Source organism: Tsuneonella sp. HG249 (assembly GCF_053819205.1).
In genome coordinates this window covers 1,997,178-2,011,695 of the sequence record NZ_JBSOQY010000001.1, presented here as the reverse complement: position 1 = coordinate 2,011,695, position 14,518 = coordinate 1,997,178, and the positions used below count along the sequence as shown (strand labels likewise).

The 14,518-nt window shown below is 64.6% G+C and carries 13 protein-coding genes; 6 read left to right on the top strand and 7 right to left on the bottom strand.

Annotation, left to right across the window (positions count from 1 at the left end; genetic code table 11):
• Positions 1 to 11 precede the first annotated feature (11 nt).
• Positions 12 to 260: a hypothetical protein gene (locus ACWPM1_RS10115; protein WP_455694706.1), complete on the top strand. Its 249-nt coding sequence runs from the start codon at positions 12 to 14 to the stop codon at positions 258 to 260.
• A 15-nt stretch (positions 261 to 275) separates the two neighbouring features.
• Here the strand turns inward: ACWPM1_RS10115 and ACWPM1_RS10110 are convergent, their stop codons facing one another.
• Genes ACWPM1_RS10110 through ACWPM1_RS10085 form a run of 6 tightly spaced genes read right to left on the bottom strand, consistent with a single transcriptional unit; the run spans position 276 to position 5,588 of the window.
• A complete protein-coding gene (locus ACWPM1_RS10110) occupies positions 276 to 1,547 on the bottom strand; it encodes a family 1 glycosylhydrolase (RefSeq protein ID WP_455694705.1) in 1,272 nt (423 codons plus the stop codon).
• 24 nt (positions 1,548 to 1,571) lie between these two features.
• Complete coding sequence (locus ACWPM1_RS10105; protein WP_455694704.1) at positions 1,572 to 2,423, bottom strand: SMP-30/gluconolactonase/LRE family protein; 852 nt, start codon at positions 2,421 to 2,423, stop codon at positions 1,572 to 1,574.
• Position 2,424: 1 nt separating this feature from the next.
• Entirely contained in the window at positions 2,425 to 3,126 is a 702-nt protein-coding gene (locus ACWPM1_RS10100; RefSeq protein ID WP_455694703.1) for a FadR/GntR family transcriptional regulator, read from the bottom strand.
• A gap of 31 nt (positions 3,127 to 3,157) precedes the next feature.
• Complete coding sequence (locus ACWPM1_RS10095) at positions 3,158 to 4,090, bottom strand: Gfo/Idh/MocA family protein (RefSeq protein WP_455694702.1); 933 nt, start codon at positions 4,088 to 4,090, stop codon at positions 3,158 to 3,160.
• On the bottom strand, positions 4,087 to 4,713 hold the full coding sequence (locus ACWPM1_RS10090; RefSeq protein WP_455694701.1) for a 2-dehydro-3-deoxy-6-phosphogalactonate aldolase: 627 nt from the start codon (positions 4,711 to 4,713) through the stop codon (positions 4,087 to 4,089). The genes ACWPM1_RS10095 and ACWPM1_RS10090 overlap by 4 nt, the downstream gene beginning before the upstream one ends.
• Positions 4,710 to 5,588, bottom strand: coding sequence for a 2-dehydro-3-deoxygalactonokinase (locus ACWPM1_RS10085; protein ID WP_455694700.1), 879 nt, complete (start codon positions 5,586 to 5,588; stop codon positions 4,710 to 4,712). The genes ACWPM1_RS10090 and ACWPM1_RS10085 overlap by 4 nt, the downstream gene beginning before the upstream one ends.
• 90 nt (positions 5,589 to 5,678) lie before the next feature.
• Between ACWPM1_RS10085 and dgoD the strand changes: the two genes are divergently transcribed.
• From dgoD to ACWPM1_RS10070, 3 genes are all read left to right on the top strand, one after another.
• Positions 5,679 to 6,815, top strand: a complete 1,137-nt coding sequence (dgoD, locus tag ACWPM1_RS10080; protein ID WP_455694699.1) for a galactonate dehydratase — start codon at positions 5,679 to 5,681, stop codon at positions 6,813 to 6,815.
• Positions 6,816 to 6,926: 111 nt separating this feature from the next.
• Complete coding sequence (locus ACWPM1_RS10075) at positions 6,927 to 9,704, top strand: TonB-dependent receptor (RefSeq protein WP_455694698.1); 2,778 nt, start codon at positions 6,927 to 6,929, stop codon at positions 9,702 to 9,704.
• Positions 9,705 to 9,798: 94 nt separating this feature from the next.
• Entirely contained in the window at positions 9,799 to 11,322 is a 1,524-nt protein-coding gene (locus ACWPM1_RS10070; RefSeq protein WP_455694697.1) for a tryptophan halogenase family protein, read from the top strand.
• On the opposite strand, the gene ACWPM1_RS10065 is transcribed toward ACWPM1_RS10070, so the two are convergent.
• Positions 11,294 to 12,334, bottom strand: a complete 1,041-nt coding sequence (locus ACWPM1_RS10065) for a glycoside hydrolase family 43 protein (protein ID WP_455694696.1) — start codon at positions 12,332 to 12,334, stop codon at positions 11,294 to 11,296. The two genes, ACWPM1_RS10070 and ACWPM1_RS10065, sit on opposite strands and share 29 nt — an antisense overlap.
• An 82-nt stretch (positions 12,335 to 12,416) precedes the next feature.
• On the opposite strand from ACWPM1_RS10065, the gene ACWPM1_RS10060 reads away from it, so the two are divergent.
• Both ACWPM1_RS10060 and ACWPM1_RS10055 read left to right on the top strand, forming a co-directional pair.
• Positions 12,417 to 13,496: an aldose epimerase family protein gene (locus ACWPM1_RS10060; protein WP_455694695.1), complete on the top strand. Its 1,080-nt coding sequence runs from the start codon at positions 12,417 to 12,419 to the stop codon at positions 13,494 to 13,496.
• A complete protein-coding gene (locus ACWPM1_RS10055) occupies positions 13,493 to 14,500 on the top strand; it encodes a glycoside hydrolase family 43 protein (RefSeq protein WP_455694694.1) in 1,008 nt (335 codons plus the stop codon). The genes ACWPM1_RS10060 and ACWPM1_RS10055 overlap by 4 nt, the downstream gene beginning before the upstream one ends.
• Positions 14,501 to 14,518: the final 18 nt, after the last annotated feature.

The following is a 14,518-nucleotide window of genomic DNA, read 5'->3' as shown; positions in this document are numbered from 1 at the left end:
GGGGGCAGATTATGCAAAGACGGGTTAGAGAATACGTCGAGATCGACAGCCACCGATCGCTCGACGACATCATCGAAGAACTTAGCCGGCTGCGCGACAGCCTGCCCAACGGCGCGGAGGCGGAGATCCGCATGCGTGGTGACGACTTTTTCGGTCGACACCTGTGTGTGACTTACCTGCGTGGGCTGACCGCAGAGGAGGCGCATTGTGAAGCGCGCTATGCCTTGGCCGGGTTGCCGGACGTCGCGGCCGCAGCCTGAAACGGCGGAGCGCAGTCAGCCGAGCCGGGCCCGCATCCGCTCGGCGGCCTCGGCCTGCTGCTCCAGGGCGTAGAGCCGCTCGGAGTGCCCCGGCGGCACGATCGGAACGGTGAGGCACATGCTCGATGCGGGCAGGATCTCCCGCCAGTCGGCGATGAGCTTCTTGTAGGCCTTGCCGACCGCGCGAATGTTGCGGTCGAGGTCGTAGAGGCCGACCGGGCAGACGCTGCCCTTCTTCTCGCGCAACGCGGTATCCCAGTCGGTCTGGTCGGTCAGCGAATACCAGGTGAACCCGACTGTCGGGATGCCGACGTTGCGCACGCGCAGGACGTTGGCCCACTCCTTCCATAGCCACAGCACCGCTTCGTCGCCGCGTGGGCCTTCGCGCAGGTTCGTTTCGGTGTGCATCACGGGCAGGCTGTAGCGATCGAAGTACTGGCGCGTGATCTCGGCGTAGCCGAACACTTCGCCCGCCGCGTCGGTATGCCCATCGGCGTACACGCGGTGCTCGTTGGTCATGTAGTAGTCGTTGCCGAGGATGCAGTGCTGCTTGAGCCGGTGGGTCAGGAACCAGTTGTATTCATCGCGGCTCATGCCGTTTTCCAGCAGGTACTCGTACATGTCGCTGTCGACCCGGCGGCCGTAGTTGAGGTCGAGCGAGAGGAACCGCCACTGGTTGCGGATTTCGGCCGGGGCGATCGCCGCCGGACTGTCGGCGTGGAAGTATTCCGAGGACTCGCTCTGGACGAAGATCGCGTCGGGCCGGCGCTTGAGGATCTCGATCATAGCCATGACATTGGCTTTGACGATGTGCTTGAGCGCGGTGACGAACGAACGGTCCGTCGTCATCTGCTCGTTCCACCAGCCGTAGCGGGCGGAGAACACCGCGCAGATGAACATCTCGTTGATCGGGGTGTAGAGCTGGACCCACGGATAGCGCTCGGCGAACGCGCCCGCGTAGAGCGCGAACAGTTGCGGGAAGTCGGGGTTCTGGAAATTGCCGATCCAGTCCGGCACGCCGAAATGGCACAAGTCGAGCAGCGGGGTGATGTTGCGGCGCTTGAGGTCGGCCAGGGTCTCGTCGGCGAACTGCCAATCGTACCGTCCCGGCCCGCGATAGGTGGTGTGGAGCGGGGGGCCGTAGCGCAGGTAGTGGATGCCGAGTTCTTCGACGCAGTCGAAGTCGACTTTCCAGTGCTCGTAGTGGCCGCACGATTCCATCTGGTCGACGCGGGTCCGGCCGCCGTCGATGGTGGGGATGCTGTTCTCGATCCCCGTGGCGAACATGAAGTGGGCGATCTTTCGTCTCCTTCAGCCTGCGAACGGCAATTCGGCGATGCCCGTCACGCCGGGCTCGAAACAGAACAAACCGCCCGCCTGCGGCTGGCGTTCCAGTTCCGCTGGGGTGAAATCGCGGCGCGCCGAGGTGATGAAAAGCTTGTCCAGCCGCTCGCCGCCGAACGCGCAGCTCGTGGGGCGCTGGACTGGCACCGCGATCTCCTGCAACCTTTCGCCCGTCGGCGAGAGGCGGCGGATGCACCAGCCGTCCCAGAAAGCCACCCATAGGCAATCCTCGGCATCGACGGTCATCCCGTCGGGATAGCCGTCGCCCTCGCCGAATTGGGCGAAGACGCGGCGGTTGGAGGCGTTGCCGGCGCGGTCGAGCTCGAACGCGTAGATGATCTGGCGGCCGGAATCGGTGTGGTACATCGTCCGGCCATCGACGCTGAAGGCGGGCCCGTTGGTGACGGTGTAGCCGCTGTCGATCCGGGTGCAGCGGCGGTCCGCATCGAGGCGGTAGAGCGAGCCGCTGGCGGCCCTTTCCGTCCGGTCCATCGTTCCCGCCCAGAAGCGGCCCTCGCGGTCGACCTTGCCGTCGTTGAAGCGGTTGCCTGGCTGATCGGTTTCGGGATGGACCAATGGGGCAATCGCGAAATCCGCGCCGATCGCGACGATCCCGTCGAGGCTGCCGCCGATGAAGCCGCCGGCGGCGCGCGGCACGATCGAACACAGCGTTTGCGTCGGCTCGACGACATCGGTCTGTCCCGCAGCGTTCTGGAACAATCTTCCGGACACTATATCGAGCCAATGCAGCGCTTCATTGCGCGCTATCCAGACGGGTCCTTCGCCGAGAACGGCGCCCACGTCGGCGATGCATTCCACGTCAGGCTTCCTGTTCCGCGGCCGCAATCAGCGCCTGGACGTCGATGATCAGCGCCGCCATCGCAGTGCCCGCGGCCTCGGAATCGTGGCGCTCGATCGCCTCCAGAACCGCCCGGTGCTGGTCGAGATCGGCGGTTCTGCCTTTGAATCTATTGGTGAATCTGATCGACGTGCGCAGCGCGGTCTCGACCACGTCGCGGAACTGACGGTAGAACGGATTGCCGCACGCTTCGAGGATCGCGACATGGAAGGCGATGTCGGAATCGAGCGGATCGTCGTCGCCGGCCTCGGCCGCGACCATCCGTGCGAATCCGGCTGAAATGATCGCCAACCCCTCCCCATCATGCGTCCGCGCCGCCAATGCCGCGGCGCCGGGCTCTATGGCGATCCGTAACTCGGTGAAATGTCTGAGCAATTCCAGGGAGAACTTGCGCTCGAGCAGCCAGCGCAGGACATCGGGATCGAAGAGGTTCCAGTAGGTTGCCGGCTGAATGGTCGTGCCCTTGCGCGGGCGTGCGGTCAGCAGACCTTTCGCCCCCAGCATCTTGACCGCCTCGCGAACCACCGACCGGCTCACGCCGAATTCGGTGGCGAGAGATGCCTCGGTCGGAAACGGGGTACTGTCGTAGGCCCCGGTCACAATCGCGCGGCCGATCCGGTCCAGCATTCCGTAAGTCAAATTGCGCCCGTCCCGGCTGCTCATCTTCGCCCCCTCCCGCTTGTGTCCGGAGCGCTCACTCGGCACCCACTCCGAAACGATCGACCGTCTCGCGCTCCCCGCACAAATACGCGTCCGCCACGATCCGCAATGGCTCCGCGTCCACCTCCACCCGCCGCTCTTGTTGGACGAGCGCGAAGTGGCTGTAAATGGAACGGTACTCCGGCCGTTTCGGCAAATCTTGCGGCACGCCGTCGATCGTGAGCGACGCACCTCCATCGTGGAGTTCGACGCACAATCCCGAACCGGTGGTGATGCTGACGGCCCATTTCTCCGGCCCGGTCTCGCGCCAGTCGAACCGCGCACCTCGGTCCGTTCCCGCGAACACAACTTCTGCTGCGATTGGCGACTGAGCGTCCGCGGGTATCAGCAGGCGGGCGGTATCGACCACCAAAGTAGAGGGGAGGATTCGGCTGGCGATAGAGAGCGCGTTGACCCCGGTGTCAAATACGCCGAACCCGCCAGCCTGCCAAATCCACCGCTGCCCCGAATGCCATTTGCGCACGTTCTCGCGCCACTCGATGTCGAGGCTGGCGACTTCGTGCCCGGCCAAGACCCGCGCCGCCGGCTCCACCCCGACTGCGTGCTGCGAATGCCATGCGGCGTAGAGGGGGGCGCAAGCCTGGCGCGCAGCGCGCTCGAGCTCCAGTATTTCACCGAGCGTGGAGCACGGGGGCTTCTCGAGTAGCACACCAAGCCCTGCGGCGATCGCCTGGCACGCGATCGCGAAGCGTACCTCTGGCGGCGTGCAAATCGCCACGGCGTCAACTTCGCCCGGCATTTGCTCGAGCATGGTGCCGATGTTTTCGAAGCAGGGCGCTCCTACGTCAGGATCGGAGCCCCGCGTTACAACAGCAGCTAGCCGAAAGTCCTGGTTCGCCCGGATCGACGGCAGATGCTCATGTCGGGCGATATGGCCGAATCCGACCAGGGCAATCCGGATGGTCACGGCAACGCCCGCGTGTATGCCATTGCCTGGCGACGCACGGCAGCCGCGTCGTCACCGGGTCGGTATAATCCGCTCCCGAGCCCGAACCCGCTTGCGCCGGCATCGAGGTAGCTTGCCATCACCTGCGGGGTCACTCCACCGACCACGATCACTAACGCCGCGCGAGGGAGGACGGCGCGCTGGGCCTTTACCACCACAGGCCCGGCGGCTTCGCCGGGAAACAGCTTCAAAGCGTTTGCTCCTGCTTCCAAGGCGGCAAAAGCTTCGGTCGGGGTGAAGTACCCGGGAGCGGACACCAGTCCCGCCGCAACTGTCGCGCGGATGACGGCCTGATCGACGTTGGGCGAAACCACGATCTGGCCGCCGGCCCCTGCGACCCGCGCAACCTGTTCTGGATCGAGAACCGTGCCGGCCCCGACCAGCGCCCGATCGCCGAGTCGAGCGCGGAGCTTCGCGATCGATTCGAAAGGATCAGGAGAGTTGAGGGGCACCTCGATGATGCCGATGCCCGTTTCGACCAGAGCTTCGCCGACCTCTTCGCATTCGGCGGGAGGAATCCCGCGCAAAATGGCCACAAGAGGGCAGGCCGCGAATTGCCGACGGAATTGGATGACGTTGCTCATGGCAGTCTCCGAACGATCTTGGCGATCCCCGCGAGGAAGGCTTCTGCGCCATCGACCACTTGGCTGTCTCGACCGGCCAGATATAGTGCCCGCGCATAGAGGGCGCACAAGTCCGGACGGCCCAGCACGGTCAGGGTAGTTCCCGGAAACTCTCGTAGTCCTGCAGCGACTTCGCTCCCGATTAGTATTCCGCTGGCGCGCGAAACTGCGTCGGGGACGTCTCCTTCGAGCAGGCCGCGCGCGCGGATCTGAAACAGCGAGGACAGCGGAGGCCGGCCCGAGAGCGACTCCATCACCCCTGCGTCGAACTGGGGGCCGATCTTTGCCGTGCCCGTGACCGCTTCGGCGAGGATGCTGTGCTCGCGAAGCAGCGCAAACAGTTCGCCAGTCATCATGGTTCGAAAGCGAACGATTCTGCCGGAAACGACCTCCACCCATTTGGCGTGCGTTCCGGGGTGGCAGACGGCGGAATCCGCTGGAATGAATCCCGCGACGATCCCGCCAACGATCTGGACCTCTTCGCCCCGCATGACATCCGCGCCGCGGTCCCCCCGCTGGCAAAGGCCCGGAAGGATGCCCGTACGGTGATCAATCCAGAGAACCCGCCGCGCCAGCGCTTCTTCGCTCGCCGGCACCTCCACATAAGGCGCTTCGTGCCAACCCCGCTTGGAGCCGACCATTCCGGCGAGCAGCATCGGCAGGTCGCCCAGCGTCTCGCGAATTTCCGTAACCGCAGCGGGAAATTCACCAGTAGGCACCGATGAAAGGCCGAAGTCGTCCTCGAAACTCGCTGTCGGTCCACCGCGTTCGACACGGTAGGCGCGGCGATTGGTCGTCCCCCAATCGACGGCGATGTAGGCTTGGTGCCAGCTCATTATATCCCGCCCAGGGCAGCAGCGCGTGCTTGCGGCTGTTCAATTATCGTATAAAAGTGCGACCCGTCGATGTCGAGGGCGCCCCGCTTCATGAAAATCAGCCGGATCGAGACTTTTCACGTTCCGCCACGCTGGCTGTTCGTCCGGATTGAGGCGGACGACGGCTCGGTCGGATGGGGTGAGGCAAGTCTCGAAGGACACGCCGAGGCCGTCGATGGCGCCTTCGAGGCGCTCAGAGACCGGTTGATGGGTCACGATCCGCGCCGCATCGAAGATGTCTGGCAGGTCGGCTATCGCGGCGGATTCTATCGCGGCGGGGCGGTCCTCATGTCGGCCCTTTCCGGACTTGATCAGGCGCTGTGGGACCTCAAGGGGCGCCATTACGGGGTGCCGGCTTGGGAGATGCTGGGCGGTCGCGTACGCGACAGGGTCCGCGCCTATGCCTGGATCGGCGGGGACCGCCCGGCCGACATTGCGGCCGCCGCACGCGCTCGCAAGGAGCAGGGCTTCTCCGCGGTGAAGATGAACGCGACTGCCGAACTCGAGTACCTCTCGACGCCAAAGTTCGATGATATCGTCGACCGGGTGAAGGCCGCTCAGGATGCAGGGCTGGACGTGGGGCTCGACTTTCACGGCCGCGTGCACCGGGCGATGGCCAAGCAGCTAGCGAAGGCGCTCGAGCCGCTGGGACTGCTGTTCATTGAGGAGCCTTTACTCTCGGAGAGCCCCGAAGGGCTGGTCCAGCTTGGGAATCTGACCTCAACACCGATCGCGCTCGGCGAGCGGCTCTACTCCCGCTGGGACTTCAAGCCTTTCCTCGAAAGCGGTGCGGCCGACATAATCCAGCCGGATCTCAGCCACGCGGGCGGGCTCAGCGAGTGCCGGCGCATTGCCGCGATGGCGGAATGCTATGATGTCGCCGTGGCACCGCACTGCCCGCTGGGGCCGCTGGCGCTGGCATCCTGCCTGCAGTTGGCGGCGACTGCTCCCAATGTTGTGCTGCAGGAAATGTCGCTCGGCATTCACTACAATGAAAACCACGATCTGCTCGCCTTTTGCTCCGATGCAGCGGCTCTGACGCCGAGCGACGGCTACCTCGCGATTCCACAAGGCCCGGGGCTGGGGATCGAGATCGATGAGGGGGCCGTTCGAATCGCGCACGAGACCCGCCATCGCTGGCGAAATCCGATCTGGCGCCATGCGGACGGCAGCTTCGCCGAGTGGTAAAGGCTTCTGAATAGGATTAATCTTATAAATCGCTTGCCCGGGCATGCGGAGGGCCGCTATCAGCGAGCGCGAGACCCGCGAACGGCGGGCAATCTAGGTGGGGAGTGCAAGATGCGCGTGAGAACGATCGTTCGATGCACGGTTTCGCTGATCGTGCTGGCTGCGGGCGCGAACGTTGCGCAGGCGCAGGATGCGCCACCGGTGGACGATCCGGCAGCAGAGGCCCCGCCAGAAGGTGAGGACGCCGGCATCGTCGTCACCGGCCTGCGCCAGTCGCTTCAGAGCGCCCAGAACATCCGCCGCAATTCCGAACAGATCGTCGATGCGGTCGTCGCCGAGGACATCGGCAAGCTGCCCGACGTTGCCGTGTCGGACACCGCGGCGCGCATTCCCGGCATTCAGGTGGAGCGCAACGGCGGCGAAGCCAGCCGCGTGCTACTGCGTGGGCTCGACCGCTTCAACTATACCACGACGTACAACGGGCGCGAGATCTTCACTGCAGAAACGCGGTCTGTGGCCCTGCAGGATTTTCCCGCCGGGGGCATCAGCGCAATTGAGGCCTTCAAGACTTCGAGCGCCAACCTCGTCGAGCCCGGCGTGGCCGGCCTTATCAATGTTCGCTCGCGCCGCCCGTTCGACTTCGACGGCGCCGAAGTGGCCGGCTCGGTTTGGGCGGTCTACCCCGACCAGTCGCGCGACGTGGAGCCCAACGCCCAGTTGCTCCTCAGCAACCGCTGGGATGTCGGCGCGGGCGAGATCGGCGCGCTTATCAACGTCTCCTATACGCGGCTGCACTACCGGGATTCGATTCGCCGGCACGGCTTCTTCATTGCCGATCTTGCCGGTGCGCGCTCGCCCGACTGGCCGGAAATTCGCTACAACGAAGCCGAGCGTTGGCGTCCATCGGTCAACGGCGCGATCCAGTGGCGGCCCACACCCGACCTCGAGTTCTACGTCGAGGGGCTATGGCAGGGCTACCGCGAGCGCGCGACAGACCGGATGTGGGCGCAGCCGCTGTGGGGTGGCGCGTCGTACGAGAACATCGTGCTCAACGGCAACCAGATCATCAGCGGCACAGTAAACCGGCCGACTGCGTGCTGCGGCGGCAACCAGACCTGGGGCTTCCAGGGTGCCACCAGCCGTGACACCGATACCTACCAGTTTGCCGCGGGCGGGCGTTGGGAAACCGGACCCCTCCTGATAACCGCCGACATCGCGCGCACCGACAGCACCTTCGATTTGCGCACTGAGAGCGTCGATTACGAGATCAATACCAACAATTTCTCCGTCGACTGGTTCACCGGCGAAGTCGGCGGCTCCGGACCGACCTTCCAGGTGCGCGGAATCGATCCGACCAACCCGGCGATCTATAACTATCGCGGGTTCTTCGAGGATTACCTGACCGCCAAGGGTGACGACTGGCAGGCCCGCCTCGATTTCGTCTTCGAGCCCACGGGAATCGATTTCCTGCCCAGCATCGAATGGGGTGCCCGTTTCGTCGACCGCAACGCATCGGCGAACGCTGGTAATTTCTACTGGAACCTGCGCGATAGGGGCATTCCGATCACCGCCGTGCCGCTGGACTATGTTCTCCAGCCGGCCGGTTTCCGCGGCGATAGTAACGCACCGTTCCCCATGAGCTGGTTCGGGCCCACCTTCGACAGCGTGCACAACAACCTCACGGAATTGCGGCAGTTCAACATCACCCAGACGGGTACCGGGTCGCTCGATGGTCCGCCGACCGACCCGGCACGCACCTATACTATCAGTGAACGCTCGTGGGCGGGCTACGCGCAGTTGAACTACGCATTCGGAGGAGGGGGCGGCATCGAAGTCGACGGCTCGCTCGGCATGCGGGTGGTGAAGACCGAGAGCGACATTCGCGGGACAGCGTTCACAACCGCGGGGCCGGTGCCGGTCGACTTCGAGAACAGCTACACCGACTGGCTGCCCAATGCGAGCATGCGCATCCGCCTCACGCCGGAGTGGCAGCTGCGCCTCGCCGCGACGCAGACCCGTACGCGGCCGGGCTTCGATCAGCTCAATCCGGCGCTGCGGCTCAACCCGCCACCGGGGTGCGTGCCCGGTGGTCCAACCGACTGCGTGCGCACCGGGTCAGGCGGCAATCCCTTCCTCCAACCGCTCGAGTCCGACAACTACGACGCCAGCCTGGAGTATTACTTCTCGCGCTCCGGTTTTGCGTCGGTAGGTTTGTTCCGCCGCGATATGACCGGATTCATCGCCAATCGGGGCTACCAATTCCCTGACGCCGATGCAGAGTCTGGCTTGCCGTTGGTCATCACCGGTCCGGTAAATACCCGCGAAGCGCGCATCCAGGGTTTCGAAGCACAGGTGACCGGGTTCTTCGACTTCCTGCCGGGGATTCTCAGCAATTTCGGCGCCCAGGCGAACGTGACCTACATCGATGCGGAAGCCGAGTTCGGGTTCTTTTGCTCAACCACTCCGGACACCGAATGCACACCGCGCCCCGGTGCGCCCAACGCCACGACTCTGCGAGCGGACATTCCCGACGTGTCGAAGTGGACCTACAACCTCGTCGGCATGTACGAGGACGAGCGCCTCACCGTTCGTCTGGCCTACAACCACCGCACCAGCTTCCCGGAGGCGGATCGCGCCGAGCGCGATGGATTCTTCACCCTCCAAGGCCGCGGCAATCCGGTTTCACGGCTGGATTGGTCGAGCAGTCTCAACGTCACCGACAACTTCACTGTGTTCTTCGACTGGACCAACATCCTGGGCGATCCATTCAAGTCGGACATCGTCCGGGTGAACTATCCGGCCGGCGTGCCGAGCGCGCCAGAGATCTTCCCGATGGTCGTGCGGTTCGAGGAGTCGGTGATGTCGGGCGGGGTGCGCTTCCGCTTCTGAACACCTGGGCGGGACCCCGCAGAATCGTAGTGATCGGCGGAAGGCGCGCAAGGCATGTTGCCGCGGCTCCGCGCTGCGTGCACGAAGCGGCAGGATGAGCGACCAGGCAATCAGCAAGGTGGTCATCGTCGGCGGCGGCACCGCCGGCTGGATGGCCGCGACCGCAATGTCGGTGCTGCTGGACACGCGCACGGTCGAGATCGTGCTCGTCGAATCCGATGAGATCGGCATCGTCGGGGTGGGGGAAGCCACGATACCGCCGATCAGCGCATTCAACGCCATGGTCGGCATCAACGAGGACGAATTCCTCGCCGCTAGCAAGGCGACCTTCAAGTTGGGGATTGAGTTCGTCGACTGGGGCCAGTTGGGGGAGCGATACTTCCACCCGTTTGGGCCGCATGGACAGGACTTCCAGGGGGTCCATTTTCACCAAATCTACCTTCGCGAGGCCAGGCGTCGCTCGCTCCCCGACATCGCCCACTGGTCGATGAGCGCGGCTGCCGCTCGCCTCGGCCGGTTCGCCCGGCCGGGACCCGACGCACGACTGCCGCTATCGCAACTCGCATACGCCTTTCACTTCGATGCCGGGCTCTACGCTCGCTTCCTGCGCAGCGTCGGGGAGGGGAAGGGGGTACGGCGAATAGAGGGAAAGATTGTCAGCGTCACACGCGATGGGGAAAGCGGGCATGTACGCGCATTGGCGCTTGCCGACGGCAGCGCGATCGAAGGGGAACTGTTCATCGACTGCTCGGGTTTTCGTGGGCTGCTTATCGAGCAGGAACTGGCCACCGGGTACGACGACTGGAGCCGTTGGCTCCCCTGCGACCGCGCGGTGGCGGTCCCCTCCGAACTCGAGGGTCCGCCCGACCCCTTCACGCGGTCGACGGCGCGCGCTGCGGGCTGGCAGTGGCGCATTCCCCTCCAGCACCGCATGGGCAACGGCCTGGTCTATTCCAGCGCCCACCTCGATGCGGCCGCGGCCGAGTCGCTGCTGTGCGCTAACCTCGAAGGCGAGATGCTTGCCGAGCCGCGGCACCTCTCGTTCACCGCCGGGCGGCGCCGCCTCGCGTGGAACGCGAACGTCGTCTCGCTGGGTCTGTCGAGCGGGTTCGTCGAGCCGCTCGAATCGACCAGCATCCATTTCATCCAGAGCGGGATTGCGAAGCTGATCGCGCTGTTCCCCGACCTCCGCTTCGATCCGGCCGAACGCGACGAATACAACCGGCAGATGGCCGAGGTGTTCGAGGACGTGCGGGACTTCATCATACTCCATTACCATGCCACCGAACGCACAGACTCCGACTTCTGGGATTACTGCCGAACGATGACCATTCCCGACAGCCTCGCCGCCAAGCTCGAGCTGTGGCGCGCCAAGGGGCGGCTGTTTCGCGAAGGGCGGGAGCTGTTCGGTACCGCCAGCTGGGTGGCGGTGCTCCTGGGGCAGGGCGTCGTTCCGCGGGAGACCGAGCCCGCTGTGAACGGCATCGACCCGGCAATGGCCCGGGACGCGCTCGACAAGATGGGACTCAGCTACCGGCGCATGGCCGAGAACATGCCGCCCCACGCCGAGTTCGTCGCGCGCGCGTGCGCTAACGCTTCTCCGCCGACCTCAGGCTAACGCCCAGCCGCGGCGTGTCACCATCCCATAATAGCGGGGCGACGTAGAGATATCGCGCGTTGTCTGCCCGGCGACAGCCCTTGGTGGCGGCCCACGCATGGAACGACACGAACTCGCGGCCCCCTACGGCAAACACGCTCTGATGGCCCGGACCGCTGAGGCACCCCGCCTTGCGATCGTTGTAGCTGTGGATGATCGGGTTTTCCGGCGCATCGGTGCAGGGACCCATCGGGCCGGAACAGCGGGCGTAACCGATTGAATAGGGCGACAGCCGCTGGTGAGTTTCCCAGCCGAAGTGGTTGGCCGAGAAGAACAGCACGTAGCCATCCCCCCGCTGCACCATCGTCGGCGCTTCGATCACGTGGGCTTCCCAAGGCGTATCGTTGCGAAGCAAGGTTACCGGCTCGCCTTCGACGGCCAATCCGTCTGCGCTCAGCTTCTGCACGAAGATATCCGTCTTCTTGCCGAACTTCGGGTTATTGGCATCGCTCTTGTAGTAAAGGTAGATCTGCCCATCGGCGTCGCGGAATGGGTGGCTGTCGATCGTTCCTCCCAGTTCTGTCTGGCAGACTAGTGGTTCGGTCGCGGTCGACACGAACGGTCCCAGCGGGCTCGTGCTGAATGCCGCGCCGAGACATTGCAAGTCGCTGGCGCGATCGTGTGCGGTGAAGTGAAGGACGTACCCGCTTGCGGTCCTGATTACCTCGGGAGCCCAGGTCCGTCCGCGGTTGGCCCACGGCGGCAGGACTGGCATAGCGTCATGGAGCCCGTCCCCGTCGCGCACGAGTTCCCAGTTTACCAGATCGCTCGAGCGGGCGACTTGGACATTGGCCTTGTCGCCCTGCGCGTTCGTCGCATAGGCGAGGAAATCGGCACCGTCGCGCAAGACCGCCGCGTCGGGGAAGTCGGTCTCGAATACCGGAACAAAAGGGCGCGAAGGCTCTCTTGCGACGGCCGGACCGCTCGTCAGGACCGCGGCGATGCCCGCGAAAAGGGCGAGGGTTGTGCGCAAGTGAACCTCCGGGCGGTGCCGCGCTTGCCGCGTCGGCCATATAATCATATAAATCACACCTGCAAGCAAGGTGAACACCCAGATGCCGCGGCCCGGAATAACTCAGCATGAATTCGGGCACTTGCCGTCGGGAGAGGTGGTCACGGCCGTGTCCCTGTCGAATGCCAACGAGATGAAGATTGGGCTGCTCTCGTATGGCGCGGCGATCCAGTCCGTAATTGTCCCTGACCGTGATGGGACGATGGCCGAGGTCACTTACGGTCACGACAACCTGGCGGCTTATCTCGCTCACCCTCAATACGCCGGGGCGACCGTTGGCCGCGTCGCTAACCGGATTGCTGGCGCCCGGTTTTCGCTGGATGGGAAAGCGTACTCAATAGCCGCAAACGATGGCACGAATGCCTTGCACGGGGGCGCCCGTGGGTTCGATAAGGCCAACTGGCGCATCGAAAGCGTAGGCGAGCGCTTGGTGACTTTCGCCCACGCCAGCGCCGACGCAGATCAGGGATTCCCCGGGAAACTCGAAGTCACCGCGACTTATGCCCTCGACGACGACAATCGCCTCAGTGTCGAATACCGGGCCACGACCGACGCGCCGACGATCGTCAATCTGTCCAATCATGCTTACTGGAACCTCGCCGGTGTCGATAGCGGCCGCTCAGCCATGGGGCACCGGCTGAGCATCGACAGTGCAGCATATTTGCCGGTCGATGCCACGCTGATTCCGACGGGCGAACGCCGCCGGGTCGAGGGCTCGGCGTTCGACTTCCGTCGCCCCGCGATTATCGGCGAGCGTGTGCGCGACGGATCCGAAGAGCATCTCAGGCCTGGTCGGGGGTTCGACCACAATTGGGTGCTTGGAGATTGCCCGGCGGAGAATACGCGGCCCATCGCCCGGCTCGATGATTCGCTATCGGGCCGCAGCATGGTGCTCGATACCAACCAGCCGGGCTTGCAGTTCTATTCCGGCAACTTCTTCGACGGAACGGTCGCGGGGCATGGCGGGCGACTCGTAAGGATGGGCGACTTCATCGCGCTCGAACCGCAGGCATTTCCGGACACGGTGAACCAGCCGGCCTTCGGGTCCATCCGGCTCGATCCGGGAAGCATTTACCGGAACATCATCGGATGGACGTTCTCTGCGCAGGAGGTCGGCGGATGATCCGGTCGTTGGGCCTGTTGCTGGCCGCGCTGCTGGCGGCTTGCGCGACCGCAAGCACCGAGCCGTCGGGCCCTATCGTCGCGCTCGACATGAACTTTCCCGACCCGGCGGTGATCCGCGCGCCCGACGGCTACTACTATGCGTATGCCACCCAAGGCGAAGTCGGCGGGCGCATGATCAACATCCAGGTCGCCCGATCGCGAGATCTCGTCAGCTGGGAGCATCTCGGGGATGCCTTGCCGGCAAAGCCCGCGTGGGCTGCCAAGACTCAGGACTTCTGGGCACCTGACGTATCCGAACATGATGGCCGCTACCTGATGTATTACTCGGCCAAGCCGGACGCGGCGCTGGACGACAGTTCGCGGGGCCTGTGCCTGGCGGTGGCGAGCGCGCCGTCCCCGCGCGGCCCGTTTACAGATATGGGCCGCCCGCTGATATGCGGAGAAAGCTTCGTGAACATCGATCCGATGGCGTTCGACGACCCCGCGACGGGCCGGGCCCTGCTCTACTGGGGGTCGGGGTTCGGGCCGATCAAGGTGCAGGAACTCGCGCCCGACAGGACGTCTTTCGCTGAGGGAAGCACCCCTGTTGCGCTCGTGGACGTGGTCAAGACGGACGACCCCGCCAATTACCGGCGGCTGGTTGAGGGCGCGTGGGTCGTGCGCCGCGACGGCTGGTACTATCTGTTCTTCTCCGGCGACAATTGCTGCGGGCCCAAAGCCCACTACGCTGTCATGGTGGCGCGTTCGCGCAGCGCGCTTGGGCCGTTCGAGATCAAGCCGGATCGGGGTGGGGTGATCCTCGAGGCCAGCCCCGGATGGGTCGCCCCGGGACACAACTCGACGATCGAGGATGACGGCGGGAGAACCTGGATTCTCTATCACGCGGTCGATGTGAACAAGCCGATGGCCAAGCCCACTGACGAGATCAACACGCGGCGGATCATGCTGGTCGACAAGCTGGTATGGAAGAACGGCTGGCCCGAGATCGATCCAGGTAAATGATGGCAACCGTCTGATTAT